Annotated in this window: 16 protein-coding genes; 8 read left to right on the top strand and 8 right to left on the bottom strand. The window is 46.4% G+C overall.

What is annotated here, in order from left to right:
• Positions 1–164: 164 nt before the first annotated feature.
• Entirely contained in the window at positions 165–2204 is a 2040-nt protein-coding gene (locus tag ACP2WE_RS14445) for a sensor histidine kinase (protein WP_425216247.1), read from the top strand.
• Between the two features lie 174 nt (positions 2205–2378).
• Positions 2379–3056 (top strand): DsbA family oxidoreductase, encoded by a 678-nt coding sequence (locus ACP2WE_RS14440; protein ID WP_425216246.1) that lies wholly within the window; start codon positions 2379–2381, stop codon positions 3054–3056.
• Positions 3057–3090: 34 nt separating this feature from the next.
• Here ACP2WE_RS14440 and ACP2WE_RS14435 read toward each other — a convergent pair whose 3' ends face one another.
• Together ACP2WE_RS14435 and ACP2WE_RS14430 are read right to left on the bottom strand one after the other, a co-directional pair.
• Entirely contained in the window at positions 3091–3690 is a 600-nt protein-coding gene (locus ACP2WE_RS14435; protein ID WP_425216245.1) for a peroxiredoxin, read from the bottom strand.
• A gap of 9 nt (positions 3691–3699) precedes the next feature.
• The gene (locus ACP2WE_RS14430) at positions 3700–4329 is read right to left on the bottom strand and encodes a hypothetical protein (RefSeq protein ID WP_425216244.1); all 630 of its coding nucleotides are present in this window, start codon (positions 4327–4329) and stop codon (positions 3700–3702) included.
• A gap of 261 nt (positions 4330–4590) precedes the next feature.
• On the opposite strand from ACP2WE_RS14430, the gene ACP2WE_RS14425 reads away from it, so the two are divergent.
• Complete coding sequence (locus ACP2WE_RS14425; RefSeq protein ID WP_425216243.1) at positions 4591–5088, top strand: single-stranded DNA-binding protein; 498 nt, start codon at positions 4591–4593, stop codon at positions 5086–5088.
• A gap of 239 nt (positions 5089–5327) precedes the next feature.
• On the opposite strand, the gene ACP2WE_RS14420 is transcribed toward ACP2WE_RS14425, so the two are convergent.
• Positions 5328–6059, bottom strand: coding sequence for a pentapeptide repeat-containing protein (locus ACP2WE_RS14420; protein ID WP_425216242.1), 732 nt, complete (start codon positions 6057–6059; stop codon positions 5328–5330).
• A gap of 91 nt (positions 6060–6150) precedes the next feature.
• A complete protein-coding gene (locus ACP2WE_RS14415) occupies positions 6151–6402 on the bottom strand; it encodes a gas vesicle protein GvpG (RefSeq protein WP_425216241.1) in 252 nt (83 codons plus the stop codon).
• Between the two features lie 74 nt (positions 6403–6476).
• Here ACP2WE_RS14415 and ACP2WE_RS14410 point away from each other — a divergent pair, with 74 nt between their 5' ends.
• Positions 6477–7619: a quinone-dependent dihydroorotate dehydrogenase gene (locus ACP2WE_RS14410; RefSeq protein ID WP_425216240.1), complete on the top strand. Its 1143-nt coding sequence runs from the start codon at positions 6477–6479 to the stop codon at positions 7617–7619.
• Positions 7620–7646: 27 nt separating this feature from the next.
• On the opposite strand, the gene ACP2WE_RS14405 is transcribed toward ACP2WE_RS14410, so the two are convergent.
• Together ACP2WE_RS14405 and ACP2WE_RS14400 are read right to left on the bottom strand one after the other, a co-directional pair.
• Positions 7647–8267 (bottom strand): carbonic anhydrase, encoded by a 621-nt coding sequence (locus ACP2WE_RS14405; RefSeq protein WP_425216239.1) that lies wholly within the window; start codon positions 8265–8267, stop codon positions 7647–7649.
• A gap of 192 nt (positions 8268–8459) precedes the next feature.
• Positions 8460–9773, bottom strand: coding sequence for a DEAD/DEAH box helicase (locus tag ACP2WE_RS14400; protein ID WP_425216238.1), 1314 nt, complete (start codon positions 9771–9773; stop codon positions 8460–8462).
• A 14-nt stretch (positions 9774–9787) separates the two neighbouring features.
• Here ACP2WE_RS14400 and ACP2WE_RS14395 point away from each other — a divergent pair, with 14 nt between their 5' ends.
• Positions 9788–9931, top strand: a complete 144-nt coding sequence (locus ACP2WE_RS14395; RefSeq protein WP_425216237.1) for a hypothetical protein — start codon at positions 9788–9790, stop codon at positions 9929–9931.
• A 100-nt stretch (positions 9932–10031) separates the two neighbouring features.
• Here ACP2WE_RS14395 and ACP2WE_RS14390 read toward each other — a convergent pair whose 3' ends face one another.
• Positions 10032–11588: an outer membrane protein assembly factor BamB family protein gene (locus tag ACP2WE_RS14390; RefSeq protein ID WP_425216236.1), complete on the bottom strand. Its 1557-nt coding sequence runs from the start codon at positions 11586–11588 to the stop codon at positions 10032–10034.
• Positions 11589–11598: 10 nt separating this feature from the next.
• On the bottom strand, positions 11599–12366 hold the full coding sequence (locus ACP2WE_RS14385; protein WP_425216235.1) for a DUF3592 domain-containing protein: 768 nt from the start codon (positions 12364–12366) through the stop codon (positions 11599–11601).
• A 163-nt stretch (positions 12367–12529) separates the two neighbouring features.
• Between ACP2WE_RS14385 and ACP2WE_RS14380 the strand changes: the two genes are divergently transcribed.
• The 3 genes from ACP2WE_RS14380 (at position 12530) to ACP2WE_RS14370 (ending at position 14955) form a co-directional block, all read left to right on the top strand.
• Positions 12530–13123, top strand: a complete 594-nt coding sequence (locus ACP2WE_RS14380) for a superoxide dismutase family protein (RefSeq protein ID WP_425216234.1) — start codon at positions 12530–12532, stop codon at positions 13121–13123.
• A gap of 162 nt (positions 13124–13285) precedes the next feature.
• On the top strand, positions 13286–13720 hold the full coding sequence (locus ACP2WE_RS14375; protein ID WP_425216233.1) for a hypothetical protein: 435 nt from the start codon (positions 13286–13288) through the stop codon (positions 13718–13720).
• The gene (locus ACP2WE_RS14370) at positions 13720–14955 is read left to right on the top strand and encodes an urease accessory protein UreH domain-containing protein (RefSeq protein WP_425216232.1); all 1236 of its coding nucleotides are present in this window, start codon (positions 13720–13722) and stop codon (positions 14953–14955) included. Before ACP2WE_RS14375 ends, ACP2WE_RS14370 begins: the two co-directional genes overlap by 1 nt.
• Positions 14956–14957: the final 2 nt, after the last annotated feature.

The following is a 14957-nucleotide window of genomic DNA, read 5'->3' as shown; positions in this document are numbered from 1 at the left end:
ACAAATCGATTTAGGCTAAGAACTGAATCCTAAATGAAGATCTTCGTTCTTTTCGTGCAAGATTAACCAAAGGTTAATCTTTGGTTATTGTTTGTAGGTTGCGTTTCCTTTTGGAGGCTACCATTATAGAGATTTAGAGATCTGTTTTTGGGGCTCAAATACCAGTGCAAAAAAACGTTTTGTTAGTTCAGCTTTCTGAAGCGCAAGGAAAACTTTGGTATGAAATGCTCACATCCCATCAGTATGACGTGACTTGGGAGTCTCCTAATACCGATCTTTTACAGTTGCTAGAGCAAATGCAACGAGAAGGTAATAAAATGCCCGATGCGATCGTTGCAGATATTGGTTTGCGAAATACAGGCTCGTCGATACTCCTAGCAAGTTCTCTTTGTCGATGGTGCTTGGAATGTCATCCAGCCACAATCGTGATTTTGACCAATCCCCGACAAACGCAAATTCGTCAAGTAGAGCAACGTTGGGCGATTCGACAGGGGGCTTCCGACCTTTTGCCAAGACTCGATCTACAGAACTGCGATACCCAACTAGCCTTGATTGCTGAACTTCTTAAGAGCGAGCATATACAAAAACCATTGAAAAAAGGGATCGTCTTACCCCATGGCATTGACCCAAACAAAGAAAAACAAAATGAGGTAGATGAGATTAAAAATATTAGGAAATTTGCCACAGATGAATTAGCTCGAAAGATGTCACTCATTCCCCTCATGGTTATGTCTGGCGGTACAAATAGCGATACTGCCTCGACTGCTTTAAGCAATCAAGTTTCTTTAGACTTAACTCTCCAAGAGATGAAGCTGTATGACTTTGCGATCGAACTTGAGAGTCACGGATCCGTGGTGAGAAAAGTCTTTAAAGAAAACCCACGCTTGCCAGGAGTAATTGTGCTTAATCGCGGCATTTATGCAGGGATGATTTCTCGAAAGCGATTCTTAGAATTTTTAAGTCGTCCCTATGGACTGGAACTATACAACAAAAGACCGCTTCGAGTTCTATTTGAACAACTCAACCCAGAATTTTTAGTTTTGCATGGCAATATCTCGGTTGTTTTAGCCATGCAAAATTGCTTGCAAAGACCGCAGCATGTAATCTACGAGCCGATCGTGGTTCGATTGGAAGGAGGTATACACAAATTACTGGACGTGCACGATCTGTTTTTGGCGCAGTCGCAAATTCACGAATTGGCGACCCAACTGTTACGAGAACAAACCCAAGACCGCATGATTCAAACTGATAAAATGGCAAGTCTGGGTCAGATGGTAGCTGAGATTTCCCATGATATTCGCACGCCAGTAAATTTTATTTATGGCAATATGGACTACCTTGCGACCTATACCGAGCGACTCATCCAGATATTGTCTACCTATGAAAGCGAACTACCTCAACCTTCCCCAAAAACCATCGATCTAAAAGAAGAAACGAACTATGAGTTTATCAAGACAGATCTTCCCAAAGTCATTAAAAGCATTCGATTTGGTAGCGAACAATTGATGCGTCTGGTAAGTGGGTTACAGAGCTTTTCGCGCACCGATAAGCTATCCCTACCCAGCGATATTGATGTCAACGACTGCATCGAAAGCAGCTTAATGATTTTAGACTCTCGACTTAAAAATATTCACGTAGTCAAGAGTTATGGTGAGTTACCTTTAATTCAAGGTTTTCACAGCCAACTCATACAGGTGTTTTTAAATCTCATTGGCAATGCCACAGATGTACTCCTGAGTTTAACGAATCAACCCTCGGCTTCTTCCAAGACTGACTTTCCCGATCTTTATAATGAGCAGCAAACATCTAATGAGATAGGAAAAGAGGGTTCTACTTCTTTGCTAGAACCAGAACCTTGGCATCCTAAGATCGAAATATCTTCATCGCTGGGTAGCTTGGAACAAAATCCAGAAGCTGATTCTACCGAGACAAGTACGCAATGGATATCCGTTAAAATCGCTGACAATGGCTCTGGAATTCCTGAGGAAATTCAGGGGCGCATCTTTGAAACTTTTTTTACAACAAAGGGAACAGGGAAGGGAACAGGCTTAGGATTAACGATATGCCATCAGATTGTTACTGAAAAACATAAAGGAAAGCTCAACCTGCGATCGCCTTACTATGCTGGTTCTCTTTTAACCATGGGCACTGAATTTGAAATTCTTTTGCCAGTCGATCTTAACTTGGTAGTAAGGCATGATTAAAACGATCTGGTTGGAAGATCGATCGAAAACCGTCGATTTCGGTAAATTTTTAGATTAACTAAAATTTATCGTGCGATCGCGATAAACCAACTTTATTAAGCTTACCCTAAATAAAATTGGCATGACAGCAACTGAAAGTACGGGACTAAAGTCCGATCGCTAAACATAAAAATCATGGAACCCATTCGCATTTTCTATTTTTCGGATGTTCTCTGCATTTGGGCTTATATTGCCCAGATTCGGCTCGATGAATTGAAAACAACCTTTCAAGATCAGATCTCAATCGATTATCACTTTGTATCTGTGTTTGGGAATGCCCGTGAGAAATTAGAGAATCGTTGGCGCGATCGCGGGGGCTTACAAGGATATAGCAATCACGTTAAAGAAGTAGTTGAAAAGTTCAATCACATTACCGTGCATCCAGATATTTGGACGCAGGCAGTTCCAGCTTCTTCGACCTCCTGTCATTTATTCCTTCATGCCGTTCGACTTTTAGAAAGTAAGGGTATCGTCGAAAAGCAAGAAAAGGTTTTTGAAAAAACAGTTTGGGCATGTCGGGAAGCCTTTTTTACGAAACTCGCAAATATTTCCGATCGCAAGGTTCAATTTGCAATCGCTAGGGAATTGGGACTGCCGATCGCCGCGATCGAGGAGCAGCTTGACAGTGGTGATGCCTACGCACAGCTATCGAAAGATTTTGAATTGAACAAAGAGCATACCGTTACGGTCAGTCCAACCCTAATTTTTAATGAAGGACGACAACGACTCAACGGCAATGTGGGATATCGCGTCATCGAAGCGAATATCCGCGAGTTGCTACACAATCCCCCAGGAGAGCTTTCTTGGTGCTGAACGAACGCAGGGGATTCTTTACCTTCGCGTCTGTTTAGGATGCCTGCAATTCCTCTAGGCGCAATAGCACCTCATTGCTATGAATTGTAGGATTTACATCAAGGAAGCGATCGCGTAAGACTCCATCAGGATCGACAATAAAGGTGTGGCGAGAAGACATAAAGCCCATCCACGAGCCATAGGCTTTGCTAACCGAACCATCGGTATCTGCGAGGAGCGGAAATTGCAATCCCTCGGAATCGCAAAACTCTGCGTGGGAATCTACAGAATCCGCACTGATGCCTAAAATCTGGGTATTTTTGATCGAATATTGGGTCGAGTCCTGTTGAAACCTTCTTGCCTCCAAGGTACAGCCCGTGGTGAAGTCCTTGGGATAAAAATAGATCACCACCCACTTTCCTTTAAAGTCAGATAGCGAGATTTTGCCTGACCCCGTATTGGTCGGCAAGGTAAATGCAGGGGCAGGCTGGTTAAGAGTGGGTTGTTTACCACCCAAAGCATAGGCTGGAGCCTGTGCGATCGCTGCACTTCCAAACGCAAACACAACTGTGAGATTCAGGCAAATCAAGAAGCCTAGACAAAACTTCACAAGGAATTTGTAAGAACTGAGAGCAAACATGCGATCGCTAGGCATAGTGAATCATTAGTTAGGCGATTGTGTGGGCGCTGGAACTGTAGAGGGCTTTGGGGCAATCTCACTCACTGGCTTAGGATTAGCTGGTAGCGTAGAGGAGGGCTTAGGTTTTGCGTTGGGTGGCTGGGGTTCCTTAGATGGCAAAGGCGTAGGAGCTGACTGAACAGGTTTAGTTTGCAGGTTAGAAAAGAAACCTTGCATTTTATTAAATCCCCAATAGGCAGTGCCACCCATGATCGCCAACAGCACACCGACCGTTACCAAGGTCTCAACGATCGCAGGAATACCATAATAGGTACGATAGGGATCGAGCTTTGACAGATGATCTCTCTCTCTAGCGGCGAGCGGACGACGAAAACGCAACCGCTGATCGTCTAACTTTTCTAGCAAAATCCAGCCCGATCGCGCTTCCTCTATGCAAACTTGCCTGAGCGTTTTGCGATTGCGAAAGCCCCCCGTATTGGTTCGCAAAATTTTAAATTCCCAGCCTTTTTGCTGTTCGCTAGGCGAATAGGACTCATAACGCGTGAGATTTTCTTCTTCCTCAATCTCATCGTTTTGCTTGTTGCGTTGATACGCCCGAAATATATTGTTGATAATCACAGCCTGAATCCCTACGTCGAGAACCAATATACTCATGATTAGTGCATTCATGGTAAGCACCTTTGACTATGCTACTAATCCATTATTGCCAAAGTGTAAACGAAAAGTCTTGATTTGCATCACTAAATCCTGAGCTGTATTTTTGATGATAGTGTAGCCCTATCCGACCAGATCCGATCGCCAAATGCGAAACAGATGACAAAAAATGGTAAACCAAGGGTGAAAATTTCCGATCTGCTGCTAAAAGCAGGATGTTATCATGCTTAGCTGTAGTCTTTATAGATTGGGTCTAGAGGCATGAATACCTTTACTTTGATGGCTGAAATTGTGACCGAGCCTGAACTGCGACGTACACCAGACAATCAAAATGCGATCGCATCGTTTTTAGTCCAGTTTGATGGCTCGCGAGCTGATGAAAGTCCCTATCGCCTCAAGGTCGTGGGCTGGAATAACCTCGCCGACAATATCATGGAGCAATATCACAAAGGCGATCGCGTCGTGATCGAGGGTCGCTTGCGCATTGAAAGCTTTGACAAAGGCACTTATAAAGAAAAACGCACAGAACTAACTGCTCAACGCATTCACAATTTAGGCAGCGTCAATCTCGGTGCAGGTGGGGCTAGCAGCACAGCCAGCAGCTTTAGTAGTTCTAGCAGTCAAGCCACCGCTCAGCCTAGTAGTACTAGCAGCAAACCCCCAAGCAAAGCTGCGAGTAAAGCCGCCCCATCTGCATCTGTGCCGATCGCAGCTCCCCCCCTTGATAACGAAGCCCAGTACGACGACATTCCTTTCTAGCTAGATCTTGATGATGAGGTGGTTGAGCAAAGTCGAAACTACCTCATCATCACTTAAGAACATTTCTTGTTTCAAAATTACCCCACCCTAGCCCTCCCCTTGCAAAAGGGAGGGAACAAGATATTTCCAGTCTTCCCCCTACCCTGCGGGAAGTCGCTTCGCGGCTGGTGCAAGGGGGAATTAAAGGGGGTAAGTCCGACTTATGCTTATACCATGGTAATTTCTTGACTAGAAATCTCCTAAGACCAGATTACACCCGTTAAATTGGCTTCCTCAGTGATGGTTCCGAGCATAGTGACATCAGCAAGCTTAGCTTTGGTAAGGTTTGCTTTACATAAGTTAGCTTTAGAAAGATCGGCTCCATTGAGGTTTGCCCCCGTAAGGTTTGCCTCGCTCAGATCTGCCTCGCTGAAGCTAGCGCCATATAGGTATGCATAGCTAAGATCGACTTCACTGAGATTTGCCCTCGTTAAATTAGCCCCATTTAAGGAAGAGCGACTTAAATCAGCCCGATGCAAAATCGCTTCGGTCAGATTTGCCCCAAATAACCTTGCCTCAGACAAAATGGCATCGCTGAGATCGGCTTTCACTAACTTCGTATTTCCGAGGTTAGCGCCATTCAACTTTGCCCTAGGCAGTTTTGCCTTATTTAAAATTGCTTTATAGAGATTAACCCCATAGAGCTTGGCTTCAGTTAAATTTGCCTCACTGAGATCGGCTTGCCCCAAATCGGCGCCACTCAAATTTGCTCCGATTAGAGTGGCGCGATAGAGCTTCGTGCCGTTGAGATCGGCTCCGTTTAATTTGACTTTGCGAAGGTCGGCTCCGTACAGACTGGCTTCGCTCAAGTTAATACCACTTAAATCTGCATGGCTGAGGTCGGCTCCATTCAGGTCGGCTTTACTGAGGTTAACCCCTGTAAAATCTCGTCGTCCTTCCTTGTATTTTTGGATCAGTTCGTTTACTTCCATAGCTTATTTGCGATTTCTACAAATCTCATTTTGAAATTGGGACAGATCGGGATTTGAGATCCGAGCTAAACACAGGTTTTGGTAAATGGCATTACTCCATTTCCTGTTCTTGCTCTTTCTTTTTTGCTTCTTGCCATTCCGCTTCTAGGGCTTCTAAAATTTCTTGCTCTTGTTCGACAAAATCTGCTTCACTAATTTCTCCTAGATCGAAGCGAAGCTGGAGTGTCGTCAGTTTCTTTTGTAAATTTTCCGTTCGATCTAATTCGGCTGAAGCGCGTTCGTCGATTTGTTCAGCAATCCAAATTAGGCTATCAAGCGGCCAAGTGAGTAGCTGCCATACCATAGGGAAATTCCATATATTTGCTTGAGCTTGTACAACCTTATCCTAGAGTTGTGGTTACTGTTACTTTAGTTTCTATGTTGAGTCAAGTCTATCAATATGGGTTGCGTCCCTGGTTGTTTGCCCTCGATCCTGAAATGGCTCATCGTTTGGCGATCGCGGCCTGTCAAAAGGTCAGCGAATTAACCCCTTTGCAAGCGATCGTTCGTGCTGCCTGCCAATATCAACATCCTTGCTTGCAACAAAATCTCTGGGGCATTCAATTTCCTAACCCAATTGGTTTGGGCGCAGGCTTTGATAAAGATGCAGTGGGTATAGGGGCTTGGGCTAGCTTTGGTTTTGGCTTTGCAGAGGTAGGAACGATTACAGCCCACGCTCAAACGGGCAACCCCAAACCGCGCCTATTTCGCCTACCTGCCGATCTGGCTATCCTCAATCGCATGGGGTTTAACAATCGCGGAGCGGCACCTACTGCTGCCTATTTAGCGGAATATTTCGATCGCCAAGATTCCCGCACAAAATCCACTGTGCCCTTAGGTATTAACCTCGGTAAATCAAAAATTACGGCTTTACAAGATGCAAAGGACGATTATCTCCAGAGTTTTCGTTTGCTGAAACAGTTTGGCGATTATTTTGTGGTGAATGTGAGTTCCCCAAACACCGTTGGGCTGAGAGATTTGCAAGCAGCAGACCAGTTAGGGGGGATTCTCGCAGCACTTCAGTCAGAGAACGATCGCGCCCTACCCATCCTCGTCAAGATTGCGCCCGATCTGAACGATGCCGATATTCACGCGATCGCGGCTGTCTGCCAATCTAACCAGGTGGCTGGGATCGTTGCCACAAACACCACGATTAGCCGTCAAGACCTCAAAACAAGCATTACCCCCATCACGGGTAAAGCGATCGCAGACGAAGCAGGGGGTATTAGTGGAAAGCCATTACAGCAGCGATCGACGGAAGTAATCCGCCTAGTTTGGCAAGCTACAGAAGGCAAGATGCCAATTGTGGGGGTGGGTGGAATCTTTACCGCAGAGGATGCTTGGCAAAAAATTATTGCTGGGGCATCTCTCTTGCAGATCTATACGAGTTGGGTATATCAAGGGCCTTTGGTCGTGCGCGAAATTCTCAGCGGTTTAGTCCAAAAGCTTGAGGCTGAAGGGCTAGAGCAGATTTCTCAAGCAGTTGGTTTGGCGCATCGCGAAATCAAGCAACATTCGTAATTCGGAGCGCGACCGTGAACTAGATTTTCATTCCATGTCGAGAAAATCCACCTTACCCGTTGCCAATCGGTAATAGGCAGGTACAATTTTCAGGGTTCCAGTCATCCCCTCGTGGGACAAAATGGGATCTGTCGATTGGAGCGCTTTTACCATCAGATTTACGTGAGCTTTCACGGTATTGGTAACCACATCGCCCCCTACCTCCTGACCAGCCTTTACCGCAGGCTCAATGTAGCTAATGAGGGAATTGAGTTTCCCCTCGGAAAAGGCATGTTCGATCGCAGCCATCACTGCACCACATCTCTCATGCCCCAGTACTACAACGAGTCGCGTGCCGAGATGCTCGACTGCAAACTCAATACTGGCAATCACGGCATCGTCAGCAATATGTCCTGCAACCCTGAGCACAAATAGATCGCCAACACCCTGATCGAAAATTAATTCAGGCACGACGCGAGAATCAGCACACCCCAATACGATTGCAAAGGGATGTTGGGCAACGGAGAGATCTACCCTGCGTTGGGCTCCTTCATGGGGATGCTCGACATGATCGAGAACGTAGCGATCGTTGCCTTCCTTTAGCTTTTGTAATGCCGCTTCAGCAGTCAGGTTATGAACCGTATAGTAGGTTTGATGTGCAGCGATCATAGGTAATGAAGAATAGAGCCATGCCCAACGCTAGCAAGCCTGCTTCACTTAAAAAGTAATGCACAAGACATATGCATCCCTGTGGCTAGGGAATATGTTGAGATCGTGACCAAGAATTCGCTATTCGGACATCGCGTAGGGGCAATTCATGAATTGCCCCTACGCGCGAATCATGAATTGCCACTCCCTACTTCAAGTACTGAACTTCGCAGTATTTCGTCCAGTTTGAACTTTTTTCGGTGGATTGGGGGATTTTCTTGGTGTTTGGGACGACTTACCCCTAGGATTGTTGGTTCTCTGATCGTAACGATGCTTTTGTTTGTGCTGTCCGTTTTCAATCGGCTGAGGCTTAGCGCTTTGGTCGGGTTCAAAGCCTTCAACGATCTCTTGGGGCAGCGATCGCCCGATCAATTTCTCGATATCTACGAGCAGTTTGCGCTCATCCACGCAGACCAGCGACATGGCTTCCCCCTTAAGCCCCGCGCGTCCCGTGCGTCCGATGCGATGCACATAATCTTCAGGCACATTGGGCAGATCGAAATTAACCACATGGAGCAATTCGCTAATATCAAGACCGCGTGCGGCAATGTCCGTTGCTACCAGTACCTGTAAGCTACCATCCTTAAACTTTGCCAGAGCGCGGACGCGAGCTGCCTGACTCTTATTCCCGTGAATTGCCAGTGAGGGAATGTCATCTTGGGTTAATTGCTTAACCAAGCGATCAGCTCCATGTTTGGTGCGCGTAAACACTAAGACCTGATACCAGCGCTGCTCTTTAATTAAGTAAGAAAGCAATTCACGCTTTTTCTCGCGATCGACGGGGTAAACCTTTTGCGCCACCAAATCGGGGGTGGCATTTTGAGGAGACACCTCGACGATCGCAGGCTGATTTAGCAATCCGCTAGCAAATGCCTTGATCTCGGGCGAGAAGGTTGCCGAAAACAACAAATTTTGCCGCCGTTTGGGCAATAGTGCCAAGATTTTTTGAATATCGCGAATGAAGCCCATGTCTAACATGCGATCGGCTTCATCTAAGACTAAAATCTCAACATGGGATAAATCGACTCTGCCTTGCTGGATATGGTCTAGTAATCGTCCTGGAGTAGCGACCAAAATATCCACACCGCTCTTCAGTCGTTGAATTTGAGGATTGATGTTAACGCCGCCATAGACCACCATTGAGTTTAGCTTTAAATATTTGCCATACTCGCGCACGCTTTCTTCGACCTGAAGTGCAAGTTCGCGGGTAGGTGTCAAAATTAGCGATCGGATTGCTGGCTTGAGTTTTGGTACTTCACGGTTGCTCTTATGCTTGGATAGTTGATGCAGAATGGGCAACGTAAAGCCAGCCGTCTTGCCAGTACCCGTTTGAGCCGCAGCTAGCAAATCTCTCCCTGAAAGCACAACAGGAATTGCCTGTAATTGAATTGGGGTGGGGGTGGTGTAGCCACATGCGGTAACGGCACGGACAATTTCATTCGATAAGCCGAGGGCAGAAAAAGACATGAGACTCCAAAATTTTGTATCGGTCTGTCGCTGTTGGCTCAACCATTGTCGATCGCATCGTCGAAGACAAAGGCGAGAGGCGACAGCACCATCAAGGGATTGAAAACACTGCAACCTTGGGTTTTAGCAGAGGTTCGCGCACCGTGGTTTATCTATAATCGCACATTACAGGAGACTCTGCTTCTTGGTAAGATTATCCCTGTAGCTCGAACTCAGGTTATGTTCGCGAACTCTAAGGATGGGCAGACATAGTCGCGACTATGTTTTTTCTAGGGGTTGAATCTGTCCCACAACGCGATAGAATCCACCTTGCTTGGCTTCTTCTAAGGCTTCCACCCGATAGCGAACGCTCTCCTGCCGCAGTTTCGTTGGGAACTGTACGTTCCAGTCTGAATGATAGTCAGGCGAAATCGCCCGTACCTTTAGTTTGCCACCTTGCTTAAAGCACTCCACAATTACGCCTTGCTCTATTGTTTGTGGCGAAGCTGGAATCAAGTTAGAAGATTTTTCGATCCGTTGTTTTGACTTTTTGATGGGTACAGGGGAAGAGAGCATAGGTGATTCAATCATTGGAAATGATTGCGTCGCGATCGCTTCCCGTTTGAAATCCCGATCGAAACAAGCAAGACAACCATTTGTTGTCACCGCATAGAGGGAAGTATCCCACAATCGCATCGTTAAGATCGCTCCGCATCCTGTGGGATACTTTCCCTGTAGCTCGCCCTCTGATGTGAATCTGTAGAGATTTGCCCCATAGTCAGCGGCAATGAGAGCTTGCCGATCTCGCGATCGGGCACAGGCATAAACGGCTCCATCACAGGTAGCTAGCGTGCGAATGGAGGTTTGTCGCGTCTTAACATCCCCGACTTTTTCTAGAGCGTAAATCTTGCCCCCACTAGTACCGACAATGAGTTCCCGATCGGTCAACTGTCCGCAGAGAACGGGGGCTTCCACGGTGTTTTCCCAGATTATTTTGCCCGTTTCCCAGTCATAGCAGGTGACACCGCGAGAATGCCCGTGATAAATTGCGCGATCGTCGGCATCCAAAAACCAGCCACATAACTTTGCTGTTTGTTGCTGCCAGATCGGGTTGAGATTTAAGTCCAAGCAGGTCAAATGTCCGTAGGCATCCAAGATGAGCAGGCGATCGCGGTGGAGGGCTAAAGCATGGAGCAGAAAGTTATTGCAGGGTGGGTGAGAACCACGAGCGGAATAGACGGCTTGCGGCAGTTTTCCCGTCAGGTCATAGATCTGTCCATCGTCACAACTGGCATAGAGCAAGCGATCGCTTCCTGTCAGACTGCGTACCGCTTGGGGCAACTTATGCTGAAGGATAATTTCTCCTTGGCGATCGATTGCCACGACGAGCCCATCCCGATTGCCCAACCAGCAACCCTGCTCGTTTACCCACAATCCCCAAGCAGGAACCTTCCACGTACCAGATGGATTGGGTGGGGTCAACTCCCACATGGGTGTCAGGGGATTGGGGGCAGGTTTCTCGAGGGTGTCGTTATAGCCAAGGTTTTTCGCTTCTGCGGCGAATAAGGTGTGAATCGTTTGGTAATTGGGACTATGGAGGTAACGATTGAAGTCATAAAATCCTAGAGACTCAATCGCAAAGAACTCCAGATAATCTAGCTCAGAGAAGTCAGCCACATTCTGCAATCGATCGCGACCGTAGGTAGAGCCAAAATTATAGGCAAACATATTGATCGACTCACCAGGAATAGGCTGAAGCATCAAGCCCATGATAATTCCCGTCTCAGCACTCTGGAGCACAAAGCGATCGCCACCACGATGGAGAATGAGATGCATAACTGATTCTTTAATAGCCTCTTTCAAGTCTATCAAAAAAGAGTTTAACTTCTGCTGGAAGTGAATCGATCAATAGAGCGTTTGAAGGATTGCCGCGATCGTAGACAAGGCGTTCTCCCCGTTCATCTCTCAGATTCTCTGGTTTATGGGTTTGGGCAATAGCGATTCTCTTTTCGTTGCTAACAGTAAATTCAAACGTCATTTTGTAAACAATGCGGTTATTAATGCGCCCACTGGTAGGCTCACTGCTCAGAAGTTTTCCATAGGCAACTTCTCCATATTCCAGTAGTCTGATGTTTTTTAAGCCTGTAATACAGGTAAATATCAGAAACCCCAAACCAGTGGCAGGGAAAATCATGACCACGAACAATACCCAAATAGGCATTGCACTAGAACTCATGCCTTTAATTACTGAAATCTGCGGATCTGTGTTGGCATAAATAACCAATACCGTATCGCCTTGCGCAAGATTGTTCCGAACATCATAGGAAGCTCCATAAAAATCCTGAGACTGCACTGAATATGTAAATCGGTATTCATAAATGCGTTGTCTATTGACTTTTGTATTCGTAGAAATGATTTCGGTTATCTTTCCATTCGTTTGCGGATCTCGATCGCTAATTCTCAGTGAGTTGAAATTTACGAGCGAAGCACAAAGAATAAATGAAACACCCCCGATTAAGGTAAACGAAATCCCCAGTATGGCAAATACATTTTTAAACATCACCGACAATTTCAGCGAAGAAGGAATCGTTCTAACTTTGCTAATGGTTTCCACCTTTTTCTATTGCTCCTATTTAAGATGAAGTGAGCGATATTTTAGCCCCACTCGTAAAATCTTGATATTTGACAGCTTGTCATTTGACATAGATAAAGATTTTAGGTCAGCATAAAGGGCTGTATGCATAGCTTATCGGACAACTCTAGTAAAAAGTAGCATAATGAACAAATTGTTTGGAAAGTTTTCTACATTTTTAATTCGCGGTTTCATGGGTGGGATTGTCAGCAGTCTTGTGCTCTCTAATGCGATCGCTTCAGCTGAGGCAGGTAATAAAATTGCGATCGCAAAGTTAATGAATGCCAAGCAAGAACTCGTTGGCATTGCCACATTCTTACAAACTTCAGAAGGGGTGAGCGTCACCGTCCAAGTCCAAGGATTGGCTCCAGGCGAACATGCGATTCATATTCATGAGGTAGGTAAGTGCGAGCCACCAAGTTTTATGTCTGCTGGAGAACACTTTAACCCTAAGCCTGTCAGTACTACTGGGACAAATCCAAGGCATCAGCATAGTGACAAACATGGCAGTCACGAGCATGGTAGTGCCGCAGGTGACCTACCCAATATCGTTGTTGAGGAAGATGGCACAGGGGTTTTGGTAGCTACTTTGCCGAAAGTCAGTCTTGGCTCAGGGGCAGATTCGTTGCTCAAGCAGGGTGGTACAGCGATGCTGATCCATGCTGGGGCTGATGGTAAATCTACGATCCCGAATGTCGATGCTAAGGCTAGAATTGTCTGTGGTGCGATCGCACCTTAAGAAGAGGGCGAAACCAATCTCTTGAATTCAGATAAACCGATCCCGAATGCTTCTCCCCTACAAACCGCCTGCTTTTGTTATCGATACTTACCCAATCCGTTCGCATTTATGAACCCCGCCGACTTCCTTCCCTGCTCCTTAAAAAAATCTTTTCGTAAGCCTTTGAATCTAGGTCTGGGATGCTTGTTGGCTCTATCTGCCCTGTCTTCATTGCCCGCCAAAGTCCATGCCCATGAAGTGGAAGTCTCTGGGGATGTGGGCGGTCTATTTCATCTAGAGCCCAGCCATAATCCTGTTGCAGGAAAGCCTTCTCTCGTGTGGATTGCTCTTACCAAAAGGGGCGGAGAGATTATTCCTCTAGAGCAGTGCGACTGTCGGCTGGAAGTGCGAATCAAATCGTTTAGTATGTTCCCTTTACTCATACCAACCCTCAAGCCAGTTTCCGTAGAACGCTATCGAGGAATTCCGGGGGCAACCGTGATCTTTCCCAGAATCGGTAGATATGAGCTGAAATTAAGCGGTAGTCCCAAAGCTGGTGGCGATTTTAGCCCGTTTGTATTGACCTATGAGGTTACGGTAGCAACAGGAAGGGGTTAGTGTTAGATTTCCTGCTGGTTGCCGCTTTAGGCTTTTTAGGGAGCTTTGGTCATTGCATTGGTATGTGTGGCCCAGTGACCGTAGCTTTTTCACTCTCTGGCAAGCAGTCATCGGCTCAGACTTGGCAACGACATCTGTACTTTCATGGGTTGCTCAATTTGGGCAGGTTAATGAGTTATACCTTGGTGGGCGCAGGAATTGGCGCGTTAGGATCGGCACTGGTGGCTGGCGGTCAACTGGCAGGCATTGATAGTGGGTTGCGGCATTGGTTGGCGATTTTTACGGGCAGCCTCTTGATTTGGATGGGAATTCTGCAAATTAAGCCCGACTTACTGCCGCGCATTCCCCTGTTTAACCCGATGGCGATCGCATCGCTGCATCAAAGACTGGGCTCGGCAATGGCTAAACTTTCTTTGCGATCGCACTGGCTGACACCTGCTTTATTGGGTATGGTGTGGGGATTTATTCCCTGCGGTTTTTTGTATATCGCCCAGCTCAAAGCAGCAGAAACTGGGGATATTTGGAAAGGCGCGATCGTAATGCTTGCCTTTGGTTTGGGAACTTTGCCTTCCATGCTAGGTATAGGTGTTTCAGCTTCGCTTTTGAGCAGCGATCGCCGCAGCCAACTATTTCGGATGGGAGGATGGATCACCCTAACTATTGGCATTCTCACATTGTTGAGAACGGGTGAGATGGTCGATTATACGGGTCATGCGGCGCTATTTTGTCTGATGTTGGCACTTGTTGCGCGTCCAATAAGCAAGTTATGGGGATTTCCCCTGCGCTATCGTCGGGCTTTGGGCGTAACTGCCTTTATATTATCCATTGCCCACACGCTACATATGGTTCAACATTCTTTTAAATGGAATCTGGATGCGATCGCCTTTATGCTGCCCTTTCAACGGTGGGGAATTTGGTTGGGTGCGATCGCGCTATTATGCATGGCTCCTGCGGCTTTTACCAGCTTCGATCGCATTGCGCTTAAACTAGGAAAATACTGGCGATATCTGCATCTTCTCGCAGTTCCTGCCTTAATTTTGGCTGTAGTTCACACCCTCCTGATTGGTTCCCATTATCTAGGCGGAGTGGAATGGACAGGTACGAATATAGCCCTATCGATTTTATGTGGAAGTGTGGCATTATTGATTCTGCTGATACGATTTCGCCTGACTTGGAAACTGGCATGCTTAGAAAGCTTTTATGTTGCTCCTAACGAAAAGCCCAAGATTCATTAATT

The organism is Tumidithrix helvetica PCC 7403 (genome assembly GCF_965232925.1).
GTDB lineage: Bacteria > Cyanobacteriota > Cyanobacteriia > Pseudanabaenales > Pseudanabaenaceae > Tumidithrix > Tumidithrix helvetica.
This window is presented reverse-complemented; position numbering and strand designations above follow the sequence as displayed.